The sequence below is a fragment of the Barnesiella sp. WM24 genome, from assembly GCF_004570975.1.
GTDB lineage: Bacteria > Bacteroidota > Bacteroidia > Bacteroidales > Muribaculaceae > Muribaculum.
On sequence record NZ_SPPC01000004.1, the window covers coordinates 194,384 to 213,190 of the forward strand.

Here is an 18,807-nt window from a genome sequence, read left to right on the forward strand (position 1 = left end):
TACTATTTTACTAACTTGTTAGTGGCGGTATCGGGAAAAATCACGGATGGCTTGAATGTCTTAGCCTCGTCATAAGGCATAATCGCGTAACTCATTATTATCACGATGTCGCCCTTCTGCACCTTGCGCGCGGCAGCGCCGTTAAGACATATCATTCCTGAACCGCGCTCACCCGATATTGCGTAAGTGTCAAATCGCTCTCCGTTGTTGTTGTCAACGATATACACCCTTTCGCCGGGAAGAATGTCGGCGGCATCCATCAGGTCCCTGTCAATCGTGATGCTGCCAATATAATCGAGATTGCTCTCCGTAACGGTGACCCTGTGAATCTTTGACTTCACTACCTGTACCTGCATCATCTCTAATCTTGATTTTAGTATTTGATATTGTCAATGAGCCTCACGTCACCAAGATACACCGTGATACATCCGACAGCCTGACGGCAGTCATTCCAGTCTCCTACAGGCTGCATGTCATCGGCGTTTACTATCTCGTAATACTCGACTTCCATCTCCGGATAGGCGTTTATCTCCTCTATTACCTTGCGTTTTGTCTCTTCAAGCGACAGTCCCGAAGCTTTTGCCTCGACACTCTCCTTCAGAATGCGGTAGATATTGGGCGCCACTTCTCGCTGACGGGCACTGAGACGCACGTTGCGCGAACTCATAGCCAGCCCGTCGCTCTCACGTTTTATCGGACATGACACAATCTCTATCGCAAACTTCTCCAGCTCGACCATGCGGCGTATGACTGCAATCTGCTGGAAATCCTTCTCCCCAAAATAAGCCCTGTCGGGATTTACCATCGCAAAAAGACGGCTCACGACTTGAGCCACACCGTTGAAATGTCCCGGACGCATGGCGCCTTCCATGACTGCCGCCACATCTCCAAGCTCAAACACACGTGTGTCAGGCTCCGGATACATCTCTTCCACCGAAGGAATAAACGCGAAGTCAACCCCTGCTGCCTCAAGTCGCCGGCAATCGGCGTCCTCGGTGCGAGGATAAGTGCGGAGGTCGTCCGGATTATTAAACTGAGTCGGGTTAACAAATACACTTACAACAACCGCATCATTGTCTCTGCGGGCCTGTTCTACAAGGGAGATATGTCCGTCATGAAGAGCCCCCATCGTGGGGACCAATCCGACCGACTTCCCTTCCGCTTTAAGGGCGTTGACCGCGTCCTTAAGCTCTCTTACTGTCCTAATGATTTTCATTGTCACTTAGCACAAAATTGCTTTCAAGCTGCAAAATTAAGCATTTAATAATTCATGACCAATCTATAAGCAAAAAAACAACTTTTTTAAATGCAAACAAACGCCTGATGCCATCACAGGCAATCAATCGTCCCAAAGCGTCACCATGCCGGCTGCGGAACGCGCCACATCGACGAGGCGCTGGTTGGACGAGCCCCGGAATCGCAGCCCCGTGTCACGCTTAGCCTGTTCAAACTCGCCGTCGACAAGCACATCTACATATGGAAGCGCCGACGACATGACAGCATCGCCACACACCTCTTCGTAAGTATAGCCGGTGTAACACCACACATTCCTGCCAGCCTCCTTTAGCCGACGCGCAAGCTCAGCCACACCCTCGGCCTGACACATCGGGTCGCCGCCAGTAAGGGTCACATTGAAGTCATTTTCATCAATCACGGCGATTATCTCGTCGACCGACATTTCCTTGCCTCCCGACATTTCCCACGACTGCGGATTATGGCATCCCGGGCAGCGATGCACACACCCCGCCAAATACACAGAAGTGCGGAGCCCCGGTCCATCGACCGAGGTTCCGCCCACTATATCAAGGACTCTAAGTGTCATTATCCTGCTTTACTTATGCACTATACGGTCATTAAGCTCGGCAAGCTTCGCACTGTTCCATCGGTCAGTAGTGCCGACAAGATAGCCGGTGATGCGCTGAAGTTTGTCTATCGCATGGCTGCCACACTTCGGGCATGTGTCAAGCTCCGACTGCGCGTCCTCATATCCGCAGTGCATACACCTGTTGCGGTTATGGTTGACCGAGCCATATCCTATATCATACTTGTCCATAAGGTCAACGATATCGCTTATCGCCTCCGGATTATGGGTGGCGTCACCGTCAATCTCCACATAGAATATATGACCGCCGCGGGTCAGTTCATGATAAGGAGCCTCAATCTGCGCCTTGTGACGGGGCGAACAATGATAGTAGACAGGCACATGGTTGGAGTTTGTGTAATATACCTTGTCGGTAATACCCGGAATCACGCCGAATGTCTTGCGGTCAGCTTTGGTAAACTTACCTGAAAGCCCCTCGGCAGGAGTAGCAAGCACCGAGAAATTATGCTGATATTTCTCTGAATACTCGTTGGCACGGCTACGCATGTGTGAGACGATTCTCAATCCGAGAGCCTGCGAGTCGGCGTCCTCGCCATGATGCTTGCCGGTAAGAGCCACGAGACACTCTGCAAGACCGATAAATCCTATACCGAGTGTACCCTGATTTATTACCGATTCAATCGTGTCGCCCGGTTTCAGGTTCTCGCTGCCATTCCACAGGCGTGTCATCAGGAGCGGGAACTGCTTGGCAAGAGCCGTCTTCTGGAAGTCATAGCGGTCACAGAGCTGACGGGCGGTGATGTCAAGCACCTCGTCAAGCTTTTGGAAAAAGCGGTGAATGCGCTCTTCCTTATCGATTATGTTCATGCACTCTATCGCCATGCGCACGATATTTATTGTCGAGAAGCTCAGATTTCCGCGGCCTATCGAGGTCTTCTCCCCGAAACGGTTTTCAAAGACGCGTGTGCGGCATCCCATTGTAGCCACTTCATATTCATAGCGCTTAGGATCATTGGCATCCCACTTTTCATGATGATTGAATGGCGCGTCAAGATTTACAAAGTTAGGGAAGAAACGGCGTGCAGTCACTTTGCAGGCAAGCTTGTAAAGATCATAGTTGCGGTCTTCGGGAAGATAGCTGACACCGCGCTTTTTCTTCCATATCTGGATAGGGAATATTGCAGTGGCTCCGTTGCCCACTCCCTCGTAGGTCGAGTTAAGAAGCTCCCTGATGATACATCTTCCTTCGGCTGAAGTGTCAGTACCGTAGTTTATCGAGCTGAACACCACCTGATTGCCTCCGCGCGAGTGGATCGTATTCATGTTGTGGATAAACGCTTCCATAGCCTGATGTACCCTGCCTACAGTCTTGTTGATGGCATGCTGCTTTACGCGTTCATCTCCGGCAAGCCCCTCAAGAGGCTTCTTTTCGTAATCGGTGATTTCAGCCTCATAGAGCGATGAGTGATCCTGACCGTCAAATGCCTCTATCTGCTTCACCTCTTCTATATAAGACGACCTTACGAAGGGCGCGAGATAAAAGTCAAAAGCAGGTATCGCCTGACCGCCGTGCATCTCGTTTTGCGCAGTCTCGAGAGAGATACATCCGATGATGCTCGCAGTCTCTATGCGCTTTGCAGGGCGCGACTCCCCGTGACCGGCGGTAAAGCCGTGGAGAAGAATATTGTCAAGCGGATGCTGCACGCAGGTAAGACTCTTCGTCGGGTAATAATCCTTGTCATGTATATGCAGATAGCCGTTGCGCACAGCCTCGCGTGCTTCATGTGACAGCAGGTAATCGTCGACAAAAGGCTTGGTTGTCTCGCTGGCAAACTTCATCATCATGCCCGCGGGAGAATCAGTGTTCATGTTGGCATTCTCGCGGGTGATGTCATTACTCTTTGCCTCGATTATCTCAAGAAACATGTCGCGTGTCTTGGCGCGGCGGGCGATATTTCGCTGGTCACGATAGGCGATATAACGCTTTGCCACCTCCTTGCGGGGGCTTTTCATCAGCTCAAGCTCTACGCGGTCCTGGATTTCTTCCACCGTCATCCGGTCATTACCCGACATGCTTATGCGGTCAGTGATCTTATGTATGAGAGATTCATCCTCCCCCATCTCGGTCTGAAGCATTGCCTTGCGGATTGCCGCCTTGATTTTCTCATCGTTATAGCCCACGACACGACCGTCGCGCTTAACTACTGTCTGTATCATTTTCAGGATAGTGTTATAGTAAAAATTTTACATTGCAAATCTACACAGACTCTCCCTAACAAGCAAATTTTTCAGACGATAAATTATCAACAATTTTTCTTTTTGGAAAACTTTTCAGCATATCTAAAAATTTAAATTGCTACAAATCAGTACATTGAAAAATATTTTGGAAAACTTTCATAAATTCACACCCATGCAAAATTCACAATATTGTCACATCACGCCATTTCAAGCAGAACGAGGCAGAATCCCGAATTGCACTACAAAAATCACAATCCACAGCACAATTACAATGCAATTTACCGCTAACTGTCGGTAACATTTCTGACGTACACAGTAGTATGTAAGAACCCCGAGATAGCTCGCAAGAGAAAGCGCGCTGACCACAATTACCCACACCGGGATTGATTTCAATATCGGAATAGCCACCAACATCAGAAATGCCGGAATCAGCAACAATCCCACCTTCCTCCCACTCGGATTTTCAATCGTCTTCATAGCCAGTCGATTTATACTATAAACCTTACCACTTAATGCCAGCGACCTCTACAGACTTCATAGTCATACCATATTCCCATCAAATCAGCGAAGGTTGCGTACGCCTCCAACTCCGTCAAGGATCCATCAGCTATGGCATCCAAGAAAGCTTCCGCAGTTATACCAACACCAGCAATCGCCAAACGCACTCCTAAATTCATCGCACAAATGGATTTATTTTTTGAAATCATCAATGCGTCATCCCCAATTAAAACTGGATCATTTGTATTTGGACCATCAATTTTTGTTAATGATTGATATATTGGTCTCGTAACATTGTAAACACTAACAGCCATCCCAACATATGCTAATTCTTGATCCGCAGTCAATTCATTCGGTAGATTTTTATACAAGTCATCCCATCCACCAGGAGAATCCAAATAATTCATCGTGAAACTAAGCAATTGTTCCATCCCTTTTTCTCCGCCAACTAGTTCTAAAACATATTCATAATTTGTGTCTTCAATATATTCCAGTTCCTGATTAGATGAATTTATTTGTTCTTTAAATTCTTCCATTTCTTCAAGCATTTCTTCTTGCGACAAAGAAGATAGATACTGTAAATCTTTATCACTAATTGATAACATTACGGGAGTATTCGATGATCGACTATTGTCTCTGTCCATATCAAGAAAAGACGATTTAGGGACAGATGACAATTTATAATAAAGTTGCTGCATATCATTATCGACATTTTCACTTAACACATGTTCTTCCTAAGAACAACCATTAAAAAGCAGACAAAAGGCAGTTGTAGCAATTGTCCCGTAAAATAATTTTTCATCTTTATAAAATTAAATTTGTTTAAATTTAAACACGCATAAACAAAAAAAGTTTGATTTTATATCAAAATAGTTTAAAATCACACGCATCCAATATAATGTCGTATAGAATAACGATTACGCAGTAAATTATTTCATTCAGAATACAAGCATGATAAATTTAATGAATGTATATTTTTAATGTATATTGCATTTGTATTACTTTTGCATAGTAATTATATATATTATAAGGATGTCCACAATTTTGTTTTTAATTATAGGGATAGCAGCCGGAGCCGCTATAGGCTGGCTCGCGTCATCTTCAAAATCAGGAAAACTTGCCGAGACCCTTCGCTCTGAAATATCGGAAAAAGAAATGCAACTGAAAATGCTGCGCCGTGAGATGGAACTTACCGGCGAACAGCGGCGCAAGGATGACGAGGCTCGCGACCGTCACTATGCCGAGCAATTGCGCGTCACTCGCGAACAATTGAAAAACGCCACCGATGAATTGCTGCGACTGCGTGCAGAGGAGCTCAACAAGACCAATTCATCGCAGATGAACGCCATAATCGAGCCCCTGAAAGAAAAAATCAAGGAGATGCAGGAGGCTATGGAAAGCACAAGGGAGATGAACACCCGTAACACGGCATCGCTTCACCAGGCAATCGAGGATGTAATCAAGCGCACCGCCTCAATAGGTGATGAAGCGGGAAAACTCGCAAAGGCTCTGCGCCACGAAAACAAGATACAGGGCAACTGGGGCGAGACGATACTCAACGAACTTCTGGAGAGCCAGGGACTGAGACAAGGCATCCACTATGAAGTGCAGGCTACCATAAAGGACAAAAACGGGAAACCGGTACTTAACGAGAATACCGACAAGCGCATGATTCCTGACGTAATCCTTAATTACAACAAAGGCAAATCGCTTATCATTGACTCAAAGGTGTCGCTCGCGGCATTTCTGGACTATACGGCGGCTGAGACGGAAGAGCAGAAAAAAGATGCTCTCGACCGCCACATCAAAAGCATACGCGCTCATGTCAGGGAACTTGCCAACAAGAACTACAAGCGCTACATACTCCCTCCTCGCGAGTCGCTTAACTTCATGATAATGTTTGTCCCAAACGAGTCGGCGCTACAGCTTGCCATAATCAACGACCCTACGCTTTGGCGCGAAGCACTGAGCGCCGGAGTGTTTATTGCCGGCGAATACAACCTTGTAGCGACCCTGCGCATAGTCGAGCTTGCCTGGATCCAGGAAGTGCAGGCGGAGCAACAGCGAAAGGTGAGCGAACTTGCCACACAGCTTATCGAACGTGTGGGCGAGTTTTACTCCCATTTTAAGCTTATACGCGAGCGCATGGACGCAGTCAACAAGGCTTACACCGATGCCGAGAAAAAGCTGATGACAGGACGGCAGAATCTGATTGCCCCTGCACAAAAGCTGAAAGAGATGGGCTACAAGGAGAAGGAGCGCTATCCACTTCCCGACAGCGACGACGATTCAATTCACATGCTCCCGTAAAAAAGTAGCGGCTCATGACATCCCGCCATAAGCCGCTGATTGAGTCAATATTGAAATTATACTTGAAACCTTGGTAAATAAGGAAATGTCAATACAATCCTCATCAATTATAATAATAGATAGACTCAATACGATTAATCTCAAGAATGTTGACGCAAAGATACAATCAACAACTTTAAATTACAAATTTTAACTAAAAATATTTTCATCACCATGCTAAAGGCACTACTAACACCCCTCCTATTGTCGGCGCCCGTGACAATTGTCCAGGCAGCCGTGACCGTGACCGGACCCGACGGAAAACTGGCGGTAACCACCGACATCAGCGATGGCAAGCCCCAATACACAGTCACTTATGACGGCAAAACAGTCATTGGCTCTTCTCCGCTCGGATTTAAATCTGACGTGGCTGACTTCTCTTCATCAATGACTATCACCGACACGTTGCGAAGCTCGGTAGACAAGAGATATACCCAAGACAAGATTAAACACAGCGACATCACCTACCGCGCCAATGCGCTTGCCGTTACAATGAAGAATGTCGACGGTAATGAGATGACCGTCGAGTGGCAGGTGAGTGACAATGACGTCGCCCTGCGATATGCGATACCACGACAGGGAGAAACAGGCGCCATGATTGTCAACGAAGAATCCACAGGCTACAGGCTCCCCGACGACACACGGGTGTTCATGACCTCACAGAGCGACCCTATGATAGGATGGAAACGTACAAAACCGAGCTATGAGGAATTTTATCATGTCGAAGCTCCGCTCGGCACCAAATCGGATTATGGTCACGGATTCACATTCCCGGCTCTTTTTCACACTCCCGACGGGATATGGGTCCTACTGACCGAGACTGACGTAGACGGATATTATTGCGGAAGTCATCTGAGCGATTTCCATGACGGACTATACACGATAGCCTACCCCATGCAGGAAGAAAACAACGGAAACGGCACTGCGTCACCGGGCATAGGGCTCCCCCACAACACACCCTGGCGCACTATCACCATCGCCGACAATCTTGCCCCGATAGTAGAGACGACAATACCCTGGAATCTCGTTGAGCCGCGCTATGAGACATCACGCAAAGCCGCTCCCGGCAGAGGCACATGGAGCTGGATTGTGTGGCAGGACGGAAGCATCAACTTTGACGACCAGAAGACTTATATTGACTTTGCCGCCGAGATGGGATATGAAAATGTACTTGTCGACAACTGGTGGGACACCAACATAGGCAGGGATGGGATAGAACGTCTTGCAGCTTATGCCGCCGGGAAAGGGGTCAATCTGATAATGTGGTATTCTTCAAGCGGACACTGGAATGACATCGTGCAGGGACCCACCGGAAAGATGGACCGCCCGATTGCCCGTAAAAACGAGATGAAATGGCTGCGCGAAACCGGTATCAAGGCGATAAAAGTAGACTTCTTTGGAGGCGACAAGCAGGAGACAATGAGGCTTTACAAGGATATTCTGAGCGATGCAGCCGACTATGGCATTGACGTGGTGTTTCACGGATGTACACTTCCACGCGGCTGGGAACGCATGTACCCTAACTTCGTTGGAAGCGAGGCTGTGCTTGCGTCTGAAAACCTGATTTTCGGACAAAACCACTGCGACCTCGAAGCGGTCAGCGCCACTCTCCACCCGTTTATCAGGAATACAGCGGCGATAATGGAGTATGGAGGCACATTCCTGAACCGACGCCTCAACCGGGGCAATGACGGAGGCACCACCCGACGCACCGGCGACGCCTTCCAGCTTGCCACATCAGTCCTATTCCACAACCCTGTCCAGAATTTCGCGCTCACCCCCGGCAACCTCACCGATGCACCGGCCGAGGCGATAGAGTTTATGAAAGCGGTGCCCACTACATGGGATGAAACCCGATATATCGACGGCTATCCGGGCAAATACGCGGTAATCGCCCGTCGCAACGGTGACACATGGTATGTGGCCGGAGTCAACGCGATGGAAACGCCCGTGACTGTCTGTCTGCCGGGATTCATCGGTGACAATGCCAAGATATATTATGACAAGACGACCGACAGGATGGCGACGCGCACAGTCGGCAAAGACCGCACAGTCACCATCCCGTCAAACTGCGGCTTTACGGCAGTGTCACATTAACCGGCACTGCCCACCGCAGGCGCTGATGCCTCAGGCTTATCGATGAAAAATGGCTGAGGCACGCCAAACAGATTCTCCGGACCTCTGCCGGCGATGTAGCCTTCAAGTATTGTGTCACGTCCCGAAGGATTCTGGTATGCCACAAGACCAAATGAAGTAAGCATTGTTGACAGATGCTCAAATATGGTGTCCATGATTGCCTCATACGGAAACCATGAAGATGTTGCGGTAAAGCAATATACCTGAAACGGCACTCCGGAATCAGTCTGCGGAAGTGTCGAGACAAAGCAGTCGCTCGTATGTGATATATAGGGTGATGCGTCAAGCCACATCTTCATGTAGGCGCGGAACAATCCGAGATTTGTGTCAATGGTTCCGTCGACGAGTCCGGCCGAATTATTGACATCCTCCACCTTCCCGGCTGCTTTTTGGGCAAGCTTCTCGTTTATATACTTCTCCATAAACGGAAGCTTCTTAACCCGCTCGAGCATCTCGGGAGTAGCCGGCTGTATACTGTCAGCGTCAATTGTATAGCTGCGCTGTATGCGACGCGTATTGCTCAGCTGCATGCTGCGGAAATTGGTAAAGCTACCGCTTACAAGACTGTAAGGCGGCACACATGTCGTGGTCTTGTCCCAGTTAAGTATTTTTACCGAAGTAAGCGACACCTCCTGCACGGTGCCGTTGGCATCAGTGCCGTTTATCTTTATCCAGTCACCTACATGCAGGCTGTCGTTTTCCGACAACTGCACACCCGCCACGACACCAAGTATGCTGTCTTTGAATATCAACATCAGCACAGCGGCAAATGCGCCAAGTCCGGCGAGCAAAGTACCCGGCGACTTGTCGGCAAGCACGGCGACCCCGACTATCAGGGCGATTATCCATATCACGCCTTTCATTAGCTGCACAAGCCCGTTCAACGGCAGGCGCTTCTTATTTTTGCGCGAATCGACATGCCGCCACACCCCGCCGACAAGAGCCACCAGGGCAAGTCCCGTCACATATATCACATAAAGCAATGTCAGCTTAGTGAGCCATCCGGCAAGTACATCTTTTGTTGTGACAAGCGTAAACTGAATTAGAATCAAAAATACAAGAGCCGGAATCATGCGGCAAAGCTTGTCAAAGAAATTTTCATCTCTCAGAAACCCATACAGGTCACCGGCGACACGCTCACCGAAGCGACGCATAACCCCGAGGATAATCCACTTCGCCACATATCCTACGGCTATGGCAACGATGAACACGACAGCGGCATAGACGATAGTCTCCACTGTGTCATTGCCGGCAAGCCCGAGCGGCTTCAATATACTGTCGACCACCCTCAACAGGAATGAAGCGACAGCATAGGAACTGTCTTTCGTCTGGTCAATAGCCGACAAAGCAATATCGGCCTGCGACTGCGCCGACGTGGCAGATGCGATAGTTGAAACGTGCAACATGATAAACAATTTAAATATTTTCAAGTTATCAGTATTATGACAACCGAAAACGCTCAATTGTTCATCATCCCGCAGCAGGAGGCCGGGCAGTATCAGTCAGCCGGGAAAAGTATCTTATAATCACGCTTGACAGCCGGCGACACATACTCTTCAGGGACAAACCGCCACTGATTTAGCTTACGCGGGCTCACTACGCCTTTTTCCTTTATATACTTCAGGAGATAATATCTCATATCGCGGTCAGTCGAATAGACTATGCGCTTCGGAAGCTCTTCATGAGCTATCCCGCCGCCATCGGTCAACAGTTCTCCCCCGCCGTTTCCGCGATAGCTGTTGAGCGCCACGCGATATTTCTTGTCAGGATTAAATTCCGAGCCGTCGGCCATCGAGATTATAGTGACCTTATCGCCTTTAGGCCTCGTGACATCGACCTCATATATGATGCCTGCGGCAGAATCAAAGTTATAACTGCGGTTAAGCAGTGTCGACCTGCCTGCCTCGCCCTCGGTCTTCTGGGCTTTCAGCAGCAGTATATGGTCATCGGGCGAAGTCATCGTGTTGACCCACTTTCCATATGACTCCTCAAGACACCCCTTGATTTCTTTTCCGGTAAGCTCCATGACATACAGCATGTTTTCATATTTGTAGAGACTGAACATGTCAGCGACCTTTATCTCCCCGGCAGGAATCATCGCGTCATAAGACAACGGAGCGACAAATGACACATCGGCACCTGTCAGCGCGAGCTGAAGCTCATGGATAAGGTCGACAAACTCCGATGGACCGAAGTAAGAGTCGCGGGTGGTTATCGTGTCGGTAAATACCCCGAGAGGCTCGCTTACATAATTGTATATCGTCTCAATCTGCGGAGCAAAATGTTCCATATAACCGGCATCGGCAACATAACCCGACAGGTCAAGCAATTCTCCGCTTATTTTCTTGTCGGTCACGTTTCCGGCATCATCTACATCAAATTTCATGGTGATGTCGGTAAGATACTCGGCATTGTTTGCCGGATTCATCACCAACACGGTGTCGCCATCGACATTCACGACACTCTTCATGTCGCGGCGATGGTCATGCCCGATAAGCACCACGTCAAAGCCCGGGACATTTCTTGCGACTTCAAGCGACGCGTTTTCTTTATAATTGATAAGCACATTACCATCCTGACCGGCATGGAATATGCCTACTATCACATCGGGATTTTCCTTCTCTTTTATCTCGGGAATCCACCGGCGCGCCGATTCCTCCATGTCTTCAAATCCCAACCCCTTCCAAAGCGTCTCCGGAAGCCATGCCGGTATAGCAGGAGTGATAAGACCCAGCAACGCTATCTTCACTCCGTCACGCTCAAACACCTCGTAAGGCTTGAAATGAGGTTCACCCGTAGCGACATCGATTATATTGGCACCAAGCACAGGCATCTCACACTGCATCGCCCAGCGGTCAAGGGTAGCCCTGCCGGTCTCGACATCGTGATTGCCTACATTGCCGGCATCATATTTCATATAATTCATTATCTCCGAGGTGATATGAGGCGACACAGTGTCCATATAGTTATAATAATACACCGTAGGCTGACCTTGCAATATATCCCCGTTGTCAAAAAGCAACACGTTGTCGCCATATTTTTCACGTGCCCCGTTTACCACGGTAGCCACCCGTGCAAGACTGCCCGGCAATGGCTTTCCTGTAATAAAATCATAGGGGAAATAACTGCCATGTACGTCAGAAGTCTGATACAGTTTTATCTCTACCTCCTTAGCTGAAATACCAGCTATCGACGCGACCGCTACTGCGGCAAGAAATATATGTCTCATATGGAATCCTGTTAATACACTTGAGTAAAAAAATCGCCCAAAGATAATATAAAAAACAAGAAAAGGCGATGCACGAGGCATCGCCTTAATCAAATTTTAACATCAGGGATAGCTTACTTCACCTCCTCAAGATAAAGCACCCTGCTTGAATAATCGTTACGCTTGTCATAGTCCACGTTATGTTCAAGAGGCATCTCAAGACCGTTTGACATCAGGAAAGAGCCGGTAAACTCCTTGCCTTCGTAAGGCAAAGGCTCGTTGTCGATACGGTTCAGCTCATGCACGCGATAACGTGAGTCAGCCTTGAGTCCCGCCATCGGCACTCTCGGAAGCTGCTGATTGCAGAAGGTCTCTGTCTTCCACCAGTAATACACAGCCTCGTTCTTCTCCGGAGTAACATACATCATTGAAGCGGCACCCTTTTTGTCATAGGGTGACAACAGGCGGTAAATGTCGCCAAACTGCACGATATGGCGTATATCCTTATATTCGGCTATAGCCTTGCGGGTCTGGTCGATTTCTTCCTGTGTCATGTATTTGGGCTGGATTTCCATGCCGAGACGTCCGCTCATCGCCACGTCGGTGCGAAACTTCACCGGAGTCGTGCGGAATGTCTGGTGATTGGGCTTCGAACTGATATGTGACGCCATTACTATCGAGGGGAAGAAATAGCTTGTGCCCCACTGCATGTAGATACGCTGGAGAGCGTCAGTGTTGTCGCTGACCCAGATTTCATCAAACCAGGGGAGCACACCGTAGTTGGCACGACCGCCTCCGCTGGCACATGCCTGTATCGTTACATCGGGATACTTCGCCCTTATGCGGTCAAGAGTCTTAGCAAAGCCTCTGTGATACTCGATATAAAGATGGCTCTGGTTATCGGCGGTAAGATATTGCGAACCGTGGTTCATAATCGGCGCGTTGGCATCCCATTTTATATAGTCGATTTCCGGATACTTGGTGAGGAGCGTGTCCACGACGTTAAACACAAGGTCCTGTACCTTGGGATTGCTCAGGTCAAGCACAAGCTGTGTACCGCCGCGTCCGAGATTCGGCTCGCGGTTGGTAGGCTTGATTATATACTCGGGGTGCTGCTCGTAAAGCTCGCTCACGGTATTGGTCATCTCAGGTTCGATCCATATGCCGAATTTTATGCCACGCTCTTTTGCCGCGTCGATAAGTCCCTGGATGCCATTGGGCAGCTTTTCGGTGTCAACTGTCCAGTCGCCGAGCGAAGAAGAGTCATTTTTACGCGGATACTTTACGCCAAACCATCCGTCGTCCATAACAAACAGTTCTCCGCCCATTGAAGCGATGTCGCTCATCATGTCGTGCATTCCCTGTTCGTTTATATCAAAATATACGCCTTCCCAACTGTTAAGGAGAATCTTGCGCTCCTTGTCGCCGTGGGCTATCTTATGGTTGCGCCCCCACTTGTGGAAGTTACGGCTTACACCGCTGAGACCCTCCTCGCTGTAGGTCAGCGCAAGTTCCGGAGTGGCAAACACTTCCCCTTTCGGCAGATGATATTCTGAATTTTCCTCGTTTATTCCTGCAAAAAAGTGATGATAGTTGCTGTCGTCTGTGTCAAAACGGAGCTTATAGTTGCCACTGTAGGCAAGAGCGGCGCCGATTACCCTTCCGCTGTTTTCCTTTGCTTTTCCATCAAGCGAAAGCATCACTTCGGCATGTGAGGTGTGGGAATTTCTTGCCCCATCCTTATTCTTTATTACTTTCATCCCGTGAAGCAGCGGTGACTCCTCCACCTTGCCTTCATTTGCCCATGAGCCGTAAAGGCTTGACAGCCATACATCGCCATATCTTACGGGCAGATATCCTGAAGCAAACTGAGTAAGCTCGACCTTGCCTTTCTCATTGTGGGAGATTTCAGTCCAGGTCTCGATTACCTCCTCACCGGGATATGTGCGGTAATTCAGCTTCACGATAAACGGGTAATACTTGTCTTTCAGCGTAATTGTAGTCACCTCCGAGTCCTTATCCTTTACAGTGGCGACATCTTCGACTGCAAGGTCGAGGGTCATGTTGCCGTCAGTGTGTACGACACTGAGCGCAGTCTCTGCGACAGTCGACATGCCATAAGAAGGATAAGCCTTGTTCCACGACGCGCCTGAGCTTTTCATTGCCTCGATTTCGCCCTCTCCTATCTTGTTTCCATAGTAAAGAAACTTTGCATCCTGTCCTTTCTCGGCATCCAGGACCAGCGATGTCGACGGTGTAGAAATGTGTACTGTCTCCGCATTGACCGACATCGTGCCGAGACATAGCGCCAATGCAAGAGGTAATTGATTTTTTAATGGTTTCATGTTGTGTATCTGTGGTTCACGGTTAGTATTCCTTACAAAGATAATAATTCAATATATCAAACGCAATCTTAACGCATTATAGTATCATATTTAGATAAGATTTATACTATTTTACATTATTCTCAATACGGCTGCACATCGATAAATTTATATTTCAAGGAAATCAAGTTTGGATTTTTTTTGCTAAATTTGGGCATTATGAAGAAAAGCTACATTTTTGAAATGCCGATGAAAGTGCGTGACTACGAGGTCGACTCGGAGGGAATCGTCAACAATGCCGTTTACCTCCATTATCTTGAACACACGCGCCACGAGTTCTGCGAATGGGCGGGGATGACATTCCGCTCGATGCATGAACGAGGCATTGACCCGGTATTAAGCAAAGTCGAAATCGAGTATAAGACACCGCTCGGTCTTGGGGAGTCATTCAGAAGTTGCCTGAATATATCGCGCGAAGGGGCGAGATTCATTTTCCATCAGGACATATACAACAGCGAAGGAAAGATTGTGGTCAAGGCGAAGGTAGCATGTGTGACCACCGTCAACGGACGCCTGACCCGTGGCGACGAACTCGTTGAAGCATTTGCCAAATACCTCTCCGACTGATGGTCGACATATATCAGATTGCTTTTGCGTCACTGCGTGGAATCACCCGCAGGCTCGCCGATGAAATACTTGCCCGTACAGGCGACGAAAAGACATTTTTCTCGTCGACAGGGAGCCGGCTCGCTGCTGTCATGGGATGCTCCAACCGCCTGTTTGACGACTCTTACCGCGCGGGACTACTTGAAAAAGCGCGGAAAGAAATGTCGTTTATCGACAGTAACGGAGTGACAGCGCTATATTTTACCGACAGCGATTATCCGGCGCGTCTGAGCGAGTGTGACGACGCCCCGCTGCTGCTATACGGGCTTGGAGACTGCGACTTGAACTCCGCCCACATAATCAGCATAGTCGGCACACGCCACGCAACAGCCTATGGAACCGACTTTGTGATACGCCTTGTCGAGGATCTCGCCAAGAAGCTTGACAATGTGGTAATTGTGAGCGGTCTTGCCTACGGGATAGACATCGTGGCTCATCGTGCGGCGCTGCATTGCGGGATTCCCACTGTAGCCGTACTCGCCCACGGGCTCAACACCATATACCCCGCCGCCCATAGAAGCACAGCGGCTGAAATAGTCAGGTCGGGAGGAATGCTCCTCACCGACTACATGACACAGGATTCGCTGCATAAAGGCAATTTTGTGGCGCGTAACCGCATCGTTGCAGGTCTTGCCGACTGCACCATAGTCGCGGAATCGGCAATAAAAGGAGGCGCACTCATAACGGCAGGCATAGCCTCGGCATATCATCGCGACGTAGCCGCGCTGCCGGGCAGGACTTCCGACAGATACAGCCTCGGATGTAACAAACTTATAGCCGACAACACGGCGGCGCTGATAAGCGACGCTGACAGCCTTATTGACATGATGGGATGGAAGGCAAAGCCTCAGGAAGGCGAGCAGACGACATTGTCGCTCTCGCTTTCTCAGGAAGAAGAGGCAATAGTAAGCTACCTCACCGACCACGGCGACGGAGACATAAACACCCTTGGAGTGGCTCTTGACATCCCCATGCACCGGCTCATGCCGCTGCTTGTCGACATGGAGTTCAAGAATCTCATACTCACCTTTCCGGGAGGAAAATACCGGCTTGCATAAAACCCGGTAATCAGAAATCTATGGACAGACGCACATTTATCTGCCTACGTGTAAGATAATTAGGCACGGCATACTGGATTTCATTGACATCGGTCACCCAATAATAGCTGCTGACATTGGAGATGTCAAACAGGTTGAAGCAGTCAAGACCGAGCCACACCGACTTCAGGTGGCGCAAGGCACCGCTGCGACGCTCCCCGTCTTTTAGCGGACTGAGCAGCGCATAGGAAAATCCTATGTCAACACGCTTGTAGGCGGGAGTGCGGAAATAGCCCTTGTCGCGCGAACTGCGCGGGGCGGTAGTGGGCAGACCATCGGCAAAGATGCCGCGCAGGCTGAATTTCAGTTTCGGAAACTTCGGGAAATAGTCGGTAAAATACAGCGCGAAGCTATAACGCTGGTCATTGGGTCGCGGCACCTTCACCCCGTTAAGATTTTCCTGGGTCTTCATCAGCGAGAAGCTGATCCATGAATCGCTACCCGGCACAAACTGACCGAAAAGCTTGAAATCCACTCCCCCGGCAAATCCGCTCGACCCGTTTACTCCGTCATATACCACCTTCAGGTTATCCACCTCGTAAGGTATCAGATTGGACAACGCCTTGTAGTAGGCCTCTCCCGAGAGCTTGAACGGACGGTTAAACATCCTGAAAGTGTAGTCGGCGCCCAATATCAGCTGCCAGCTCCGCTGCGACTTGATTTCATCATTAAGTTTTATGACCGTACCGTTTTCCACAGGCATCCTGAACTCCTTATAAAAAGGCGCCTGGTAATAAAGACCTGTGGCAAGACGGAAAGCCCAGTGGTCATTGGAAGCAGGCACATAGCCGACATTGACACGCGGGCTAAAAAGCAGCTCCTTGTTGAAATCCCAGTAACTCAGCCTTATACCACCGTTAAATGAATAATATCCGCTTGAGGTGTTGAGCCGGTAAGTGTCCTGGGCAAAGACTGACACCCTGTTGCTCGACAAGTCCTGACGCGAGGTGAGCGAGTATATCATCTCAAGAGTCTCGCCGTTGTTAGGCAGTGAAAATCCCGCCGAGTCGCGCAGTTCCCATTCACGCGACCGTTCATAGACCTTTTCGTGGTTGAATGTCAGCCCGTAGGATAGATTATGATGAGCCAGCGAAGTGTTTCCACGGAATGAAAGCGACATCACGGATGCCTTTATGCGGTCGCGGGCATGCTCATGGTAGCGCCCTACTCCAAGCTCTCCGCCGATACCGCCTTCACCCGACGTGCCTGCCTGGTCAAGCCAGTATTCGCCCGATATGTCATAGGTCACAAGCTCATTGGTGAGATACCCGGAGGCAAGAAGCGTGTAGTCAGTGCTTTTTGACGGGCGGTAACGCAGCGTCAACGCACCGAAATAAGTTTCAAAACGATCCTTTTCCTTGCCGTCAAAGTAGACTGTAAACTGCTTTGCATCCTCAGCTGTGCCGAAATTGGTAGTGCGGTTGACAGGCGTGAAGTTATAATTGTTTATCGCGATGTTACCAAGAAATGATACCTGCCATTTTGAATTGATGCGATAGTTAAGATTGGTCTGATAGTCAAAGAAATTAGGGTCATACTCACCCTTTGTCTCCATTGAGCTGAGAAGCGACGTGTTGCGCTTGTATCTCACTCCGTGAAGCTGGGAAAAGTGACGGGTACTCTGTCCGAGAGAGAGGCTTCCGCCCATAAGGCTGGCAGATACCGCACCCTCAAAAGCCTCCGGCTGACGATAAGTTATGTCAAGCACCGATGCCATCTTATCACCATATTCGGCTGAAAAACCGCCGGTAGAGAAGCTCACCTTGTCCACCATATCGGGATTGATGATGCTGAGGCCCTCCTGCTGTCCGGAGGTCACGAGCAGAGGCCTATAAACCTCTATACCGTTGATATACACACTATTTTCATCATAAGAGCCACCTCTCACGGAGTATTGCGACGACATCTCGTTGGAAGAGTTGACTCCCGCCATCGTGGTTATCAACGATTCAATGCTTCCCCCCGACACATCGGGCGACAGTTTATAGGACCCGGCGTCGATTGACTGCAACGAGCCGGTCTGTTTCTTGAATTCCGTCACCTCTACTTCCGAAAGCTCCTTGCTGCTCTGATACATCCTCACGTTTACCGTCTGGTCGCCCTTGGCGTCAATCAGCTGTCGCTCCACTTCCTTGTAACCCAGGCATGAGAATACAAGCTTTATCGTGTCCTGCTGCGCCGCCGACAGCTGATAGTCACCCTCAAGACCTGTCGTCGTGCCGGTCATCGTGCCGGCGACTCGCACGGTCACAAACTCGACAGGCTTATTGTCGGCATCGATTACCTTACCGTGAATCCTCACCTGCCCATGCGCGACAACCGCAGCAAGCCCACATAATGAAAGCAGTATATATCGTAAAAATGTCATTACTTTTTCCTATATCTATACATATAGTAACGAACACCCCGCTCTACAAATTATATATGACCCCACTTTTATTTAACCTAATTTTGCCTATGCTCTCTGAA

The 18,807-nt window shown here is 49.1% G+C and carries 14 protein-coding genes; 4 read left to right on the top strand and 10 right to left on the bottom strand.

Going from position 1 to position 18,807, the window contains the following annotated elements; genetic code table 11:
* Positions 1-2: 2 nt before the first annotated feature.
* The 6 genes from panD to E4T81_RS05720 form a co-directional block, all read right to left on the bottom strand.
* Positions 3-356, bottom strand: a complete 354-nt coding sequence (gene panD, locus E4T81_RS05695; RefSeq protein WP_135042453.1) for an aspartate 1-decarboxylase — start codon at positions 354-356, stop codon at positions 3-5.
* 17 nt (positions 357-373) lie between these two features.
* Entirely contained in the window at positions 374-1,216 is an 843-nt protein-coding gene (gene panC / locus E4T81_RS05700) for a pantoate--beta-alanine ligase (protein ID WP_135042286.1), read from the bottom strand.
* A 123-nt stretch (positions 1,217-1,339) separates the two neighbouring features.
* Positions 1,340-1,822, bottom strand: a complete 483-nt coding sequence (gene nrdG / locus E4T81_RS05705; protein WP_135042288.1) for an anaerobic ribonucleoside-triphosphate reductase activating protein — start codon at positions 1,820-1,822, stop codon at positions 1,340-1,342.
* 9 nt (positions 1,823-1,831) lie between these two features.
* Positions 1,832-4,039, bottom strand: coding sequence for an anaerobic ribonucleoside triphosphate reductase (locus E4T81_RS05710; protein WP_135042290.1), 2,208 nt, complete (start codon positions 4,037-4,039; stop codon positions 1,832-1,834).
* A gap of 228 nt (positions 4,040-4,267) precedes the next feature.
* The gene (locus tag E4T81_RS05715) at positions 4,268-4,537 is read right to left on the bottom strand and encodes a hypothetical protein (protein ID WP_135042292.1); all 270 of its coding nucleotides are present in this window, start codon (positions 4,535-4,537) and stop codon (positions 4,268-4,270) included.
* Between the two features lie 32 nt (positions 4,538-4,569).
* Positions 4,570-5,202: a hypothetical protein gene (locus E4T81_RS05720; protein ID WP_135042294.1), complete on the bottom strand. Its 633-nt coding sequence runs from the start codon at positions 5,200-5,202 to the stop codon at positions 4,570-4,572.
* A 400-nt stretch (positions 5,203-5,602) separates the two neighbouring features.
* Between E4T81_RS05720 and rmuC the strand changes: the two genes are divergently transcribed.
* A complete protein-coding gene (gene rmuC / locus E4T81_RS05725) occupies positions 5,603-6,868 on the top strand; it encodes a DNA recombination protein RmuC (RefSeq protein WP_167761729.1) in 1,266 nt (421 codons plus the stop codon).
* 213 nt (positions 6,869-7,081) lie between these two features.
* Complete coding sequence (locus tag E4T81_RS05730; protein WP_135042298.1) at positions 7,082-9,004, top strand: glycoside hydrolase family 97 protein; 1,923 nt, start codon at positions 7,082-7,084, stop codon at positions 9,002-9,004.
* Here the strand turns inward: E4T81_RS05730 and E4T81_RS05735 are convergent.
* The 3 genes from E4T81_RS05735 to E4T81_RS05745 form a co-directional block, all read right to left on the bottom strand.
* Positions 9,001-10,449, bottom strand: a complete 1,449-nt coding sequence (locus tag E4T81_RS05735) for a mechanosensitive ion channel family protein (RefSeq protein WP_135042300.1) — start codon at positions 10,447-10,449, stop codon at positions 9,001-9,003. The two genes, E4T81_RS05730 and E4T81_RS05735, sit on opposite strands and share 4 nt — an antisense overlap.
* 92 nt (positions 10,450-10,541) lie before the next feature.
* On the bottom strand, positions 10,542-12,272 hold the full coding sequence (locus tag E4T81_RS05740) for a bifunctional UDP-sugar hydrolase/5'-nucleotidase (protein WP_135042302.1): 1,731 nt from the start codon (positions 12,270-12,272) through the stop codon (positions 10,542-10,544).
* Between the two features lie 113 nt (positions 12,273-12,385).
* Positions 12,386-14,596, bottom strand: a complete 2,211-nt coding sequence (locus tag E4T81_RS05745; protein ID WP_135042304.1) for an alpha-galactosidase — start codon at positions 14,594-14,596, stop codon at positions 12,386-12,388.
* Positions 14,597-14,794: 198 nt separating this feature from the next.
* On the opposite strand from E4T81_RS05745, the gene E4T81_RS05750 reads away from it, so the two are divergent.
* Positions 14,795-15,202 carry a thioesterase family protein gene (locus tag E4T81_RS05750; protein ID WP_135042306.1) on the top strand — a complete coding sequence of 136 codons (408 nt, stop codon included), beginning with the start codon at positions 14,795-14,797 and terminating at the stop codon, positions 15,200-15,202.
* On the top strand, positions 15,202-16,299 hold the full coding sequence (dprA, locus tag E4T81_RS05755; RefSeq protein WP_135042308.1) for a DNA-processing protein DprA: 1,098 nt from the start codon (positions 15,202-15,204) through the stop codon (positions 16,297-16,299). The genes E4T81_RS05750 and dprA overlap by 1 nt, the downstream gene beginning before the upstream one ends.
* Before the next feature lie 10 nt (positions 16,300-16,309).
* On the opposite strand, the gene E4T81_RS05760 is transcribed toward dprA, so the two are convergent.
* A complete protein-coding gene (locus E4T81_RS05760; RefSeq protein WP_135042310.1) occupies positions 16,310-18,706 on the bottom strand; it encodes a carboxypeptidase-like regulatory domain-containing protein in 2,397 nt (798 codons plus the stop codon).
* Positions 18,707-18,807: the final 101 nt, after the last annotated feature.

What these genes read in the sequence shown, in the direction of transcription:
- E4T81_RS05735 (WP_135042300.1), bottom strand. Translation starts at nt 10,449, where the DNA reads ATGTTGCACGTTTCAACTATCGCATCTGCCACGTCGGCGCAGTCGCAG.
- E4T81_RS05740 (WP_135042302.1), bottom strand. Translation starts at nt 12,272, where the DNA reads ATGAGACATATATTTCTTGCCGCAGTAGCGGTCGCGTCGATAGCTGGT.
- panD (WP_135042453.1), bottom strand. Translation starts at nt 356, where the DNA reads ATGCAGGTACAGGTAGTGAAGTCAAAGATTCACAGGGTCACCGTTACG.
- E4T81_RS05730 (WP_135042298.1), top strand. Translation starts at nt 7,082, where the DNA reads ATGCTAAAGGCACTACTAACACCCCTCCTATTGTCGGCGCCCGTGACA.
- E4T81_RS05720 (WP_135042294.1), bottom strand. Translation starts at nt 5,202, where the DNA reads ATGGACAGAGACAATAGTCGATCATCGAATACTCCCGTAATGTTATCA.
- nrdG (WP_135042288.1), bottom strand. Translation starts at nt 1,822, where the DNA reads ATGACACTTAGAGTCCTTGATATAGTGGGCGGAACCTCGGTCGATGGA.
- dprA (WP_135042308.1), top strand. Translation starts at nt 15,202, where the DNA reads ATGGTCGACATATATCAGATTGCTTTTGCGTCACTGCGTGGAATCACC.
- E4T81_RS05745 (WP_135042304.1), bottom strand. Translation starts at nt 14,596, where the DNA reads ATGAAACCATTAAAAAATCAATTACCTCTTGCATTGGCGCTATGTCTC.
- E4T81_RS05750 (WP_135042306.1), top strand. Translation starts at nt 14,795, where the DNA reads ATGAAGAAAAGCTACATTTTTGAAATGCCGATGAAAGTGCGTGACTAC.
- panC (WP_135042286.1), bottom strand. Translation starts at nt 1,216, where the DNA reads ATGAAAATCATTAGGACAGTAAGAGAGCTTAAGGACGCGGTCAACGCC.
- E4T81_RS05715 (WP_135042292.1), bottom strand. Translation starts at nt 4,537, where the DNA reads ATGAAGACGATTGAAAATCCGAGTGGGAGGAAGGTGGGATTGTTGCTG.
- E4T81_RS05760 (WP_135042310.1), bottom strand. Translation starts at nt 18,706, where the DNA reads ATGACATTTTTACGATATATACTGCTTTCATTATGTGGGCTTGCTGCG.
- E4T81_RS05710 (WP_135042290.1), bottom strand. Translation starts at nt 4,039, where the DNA reads ATGATACAGACAGTAGTTAAGCGCGACGGTCGTGTCGTGGGCTATAAC.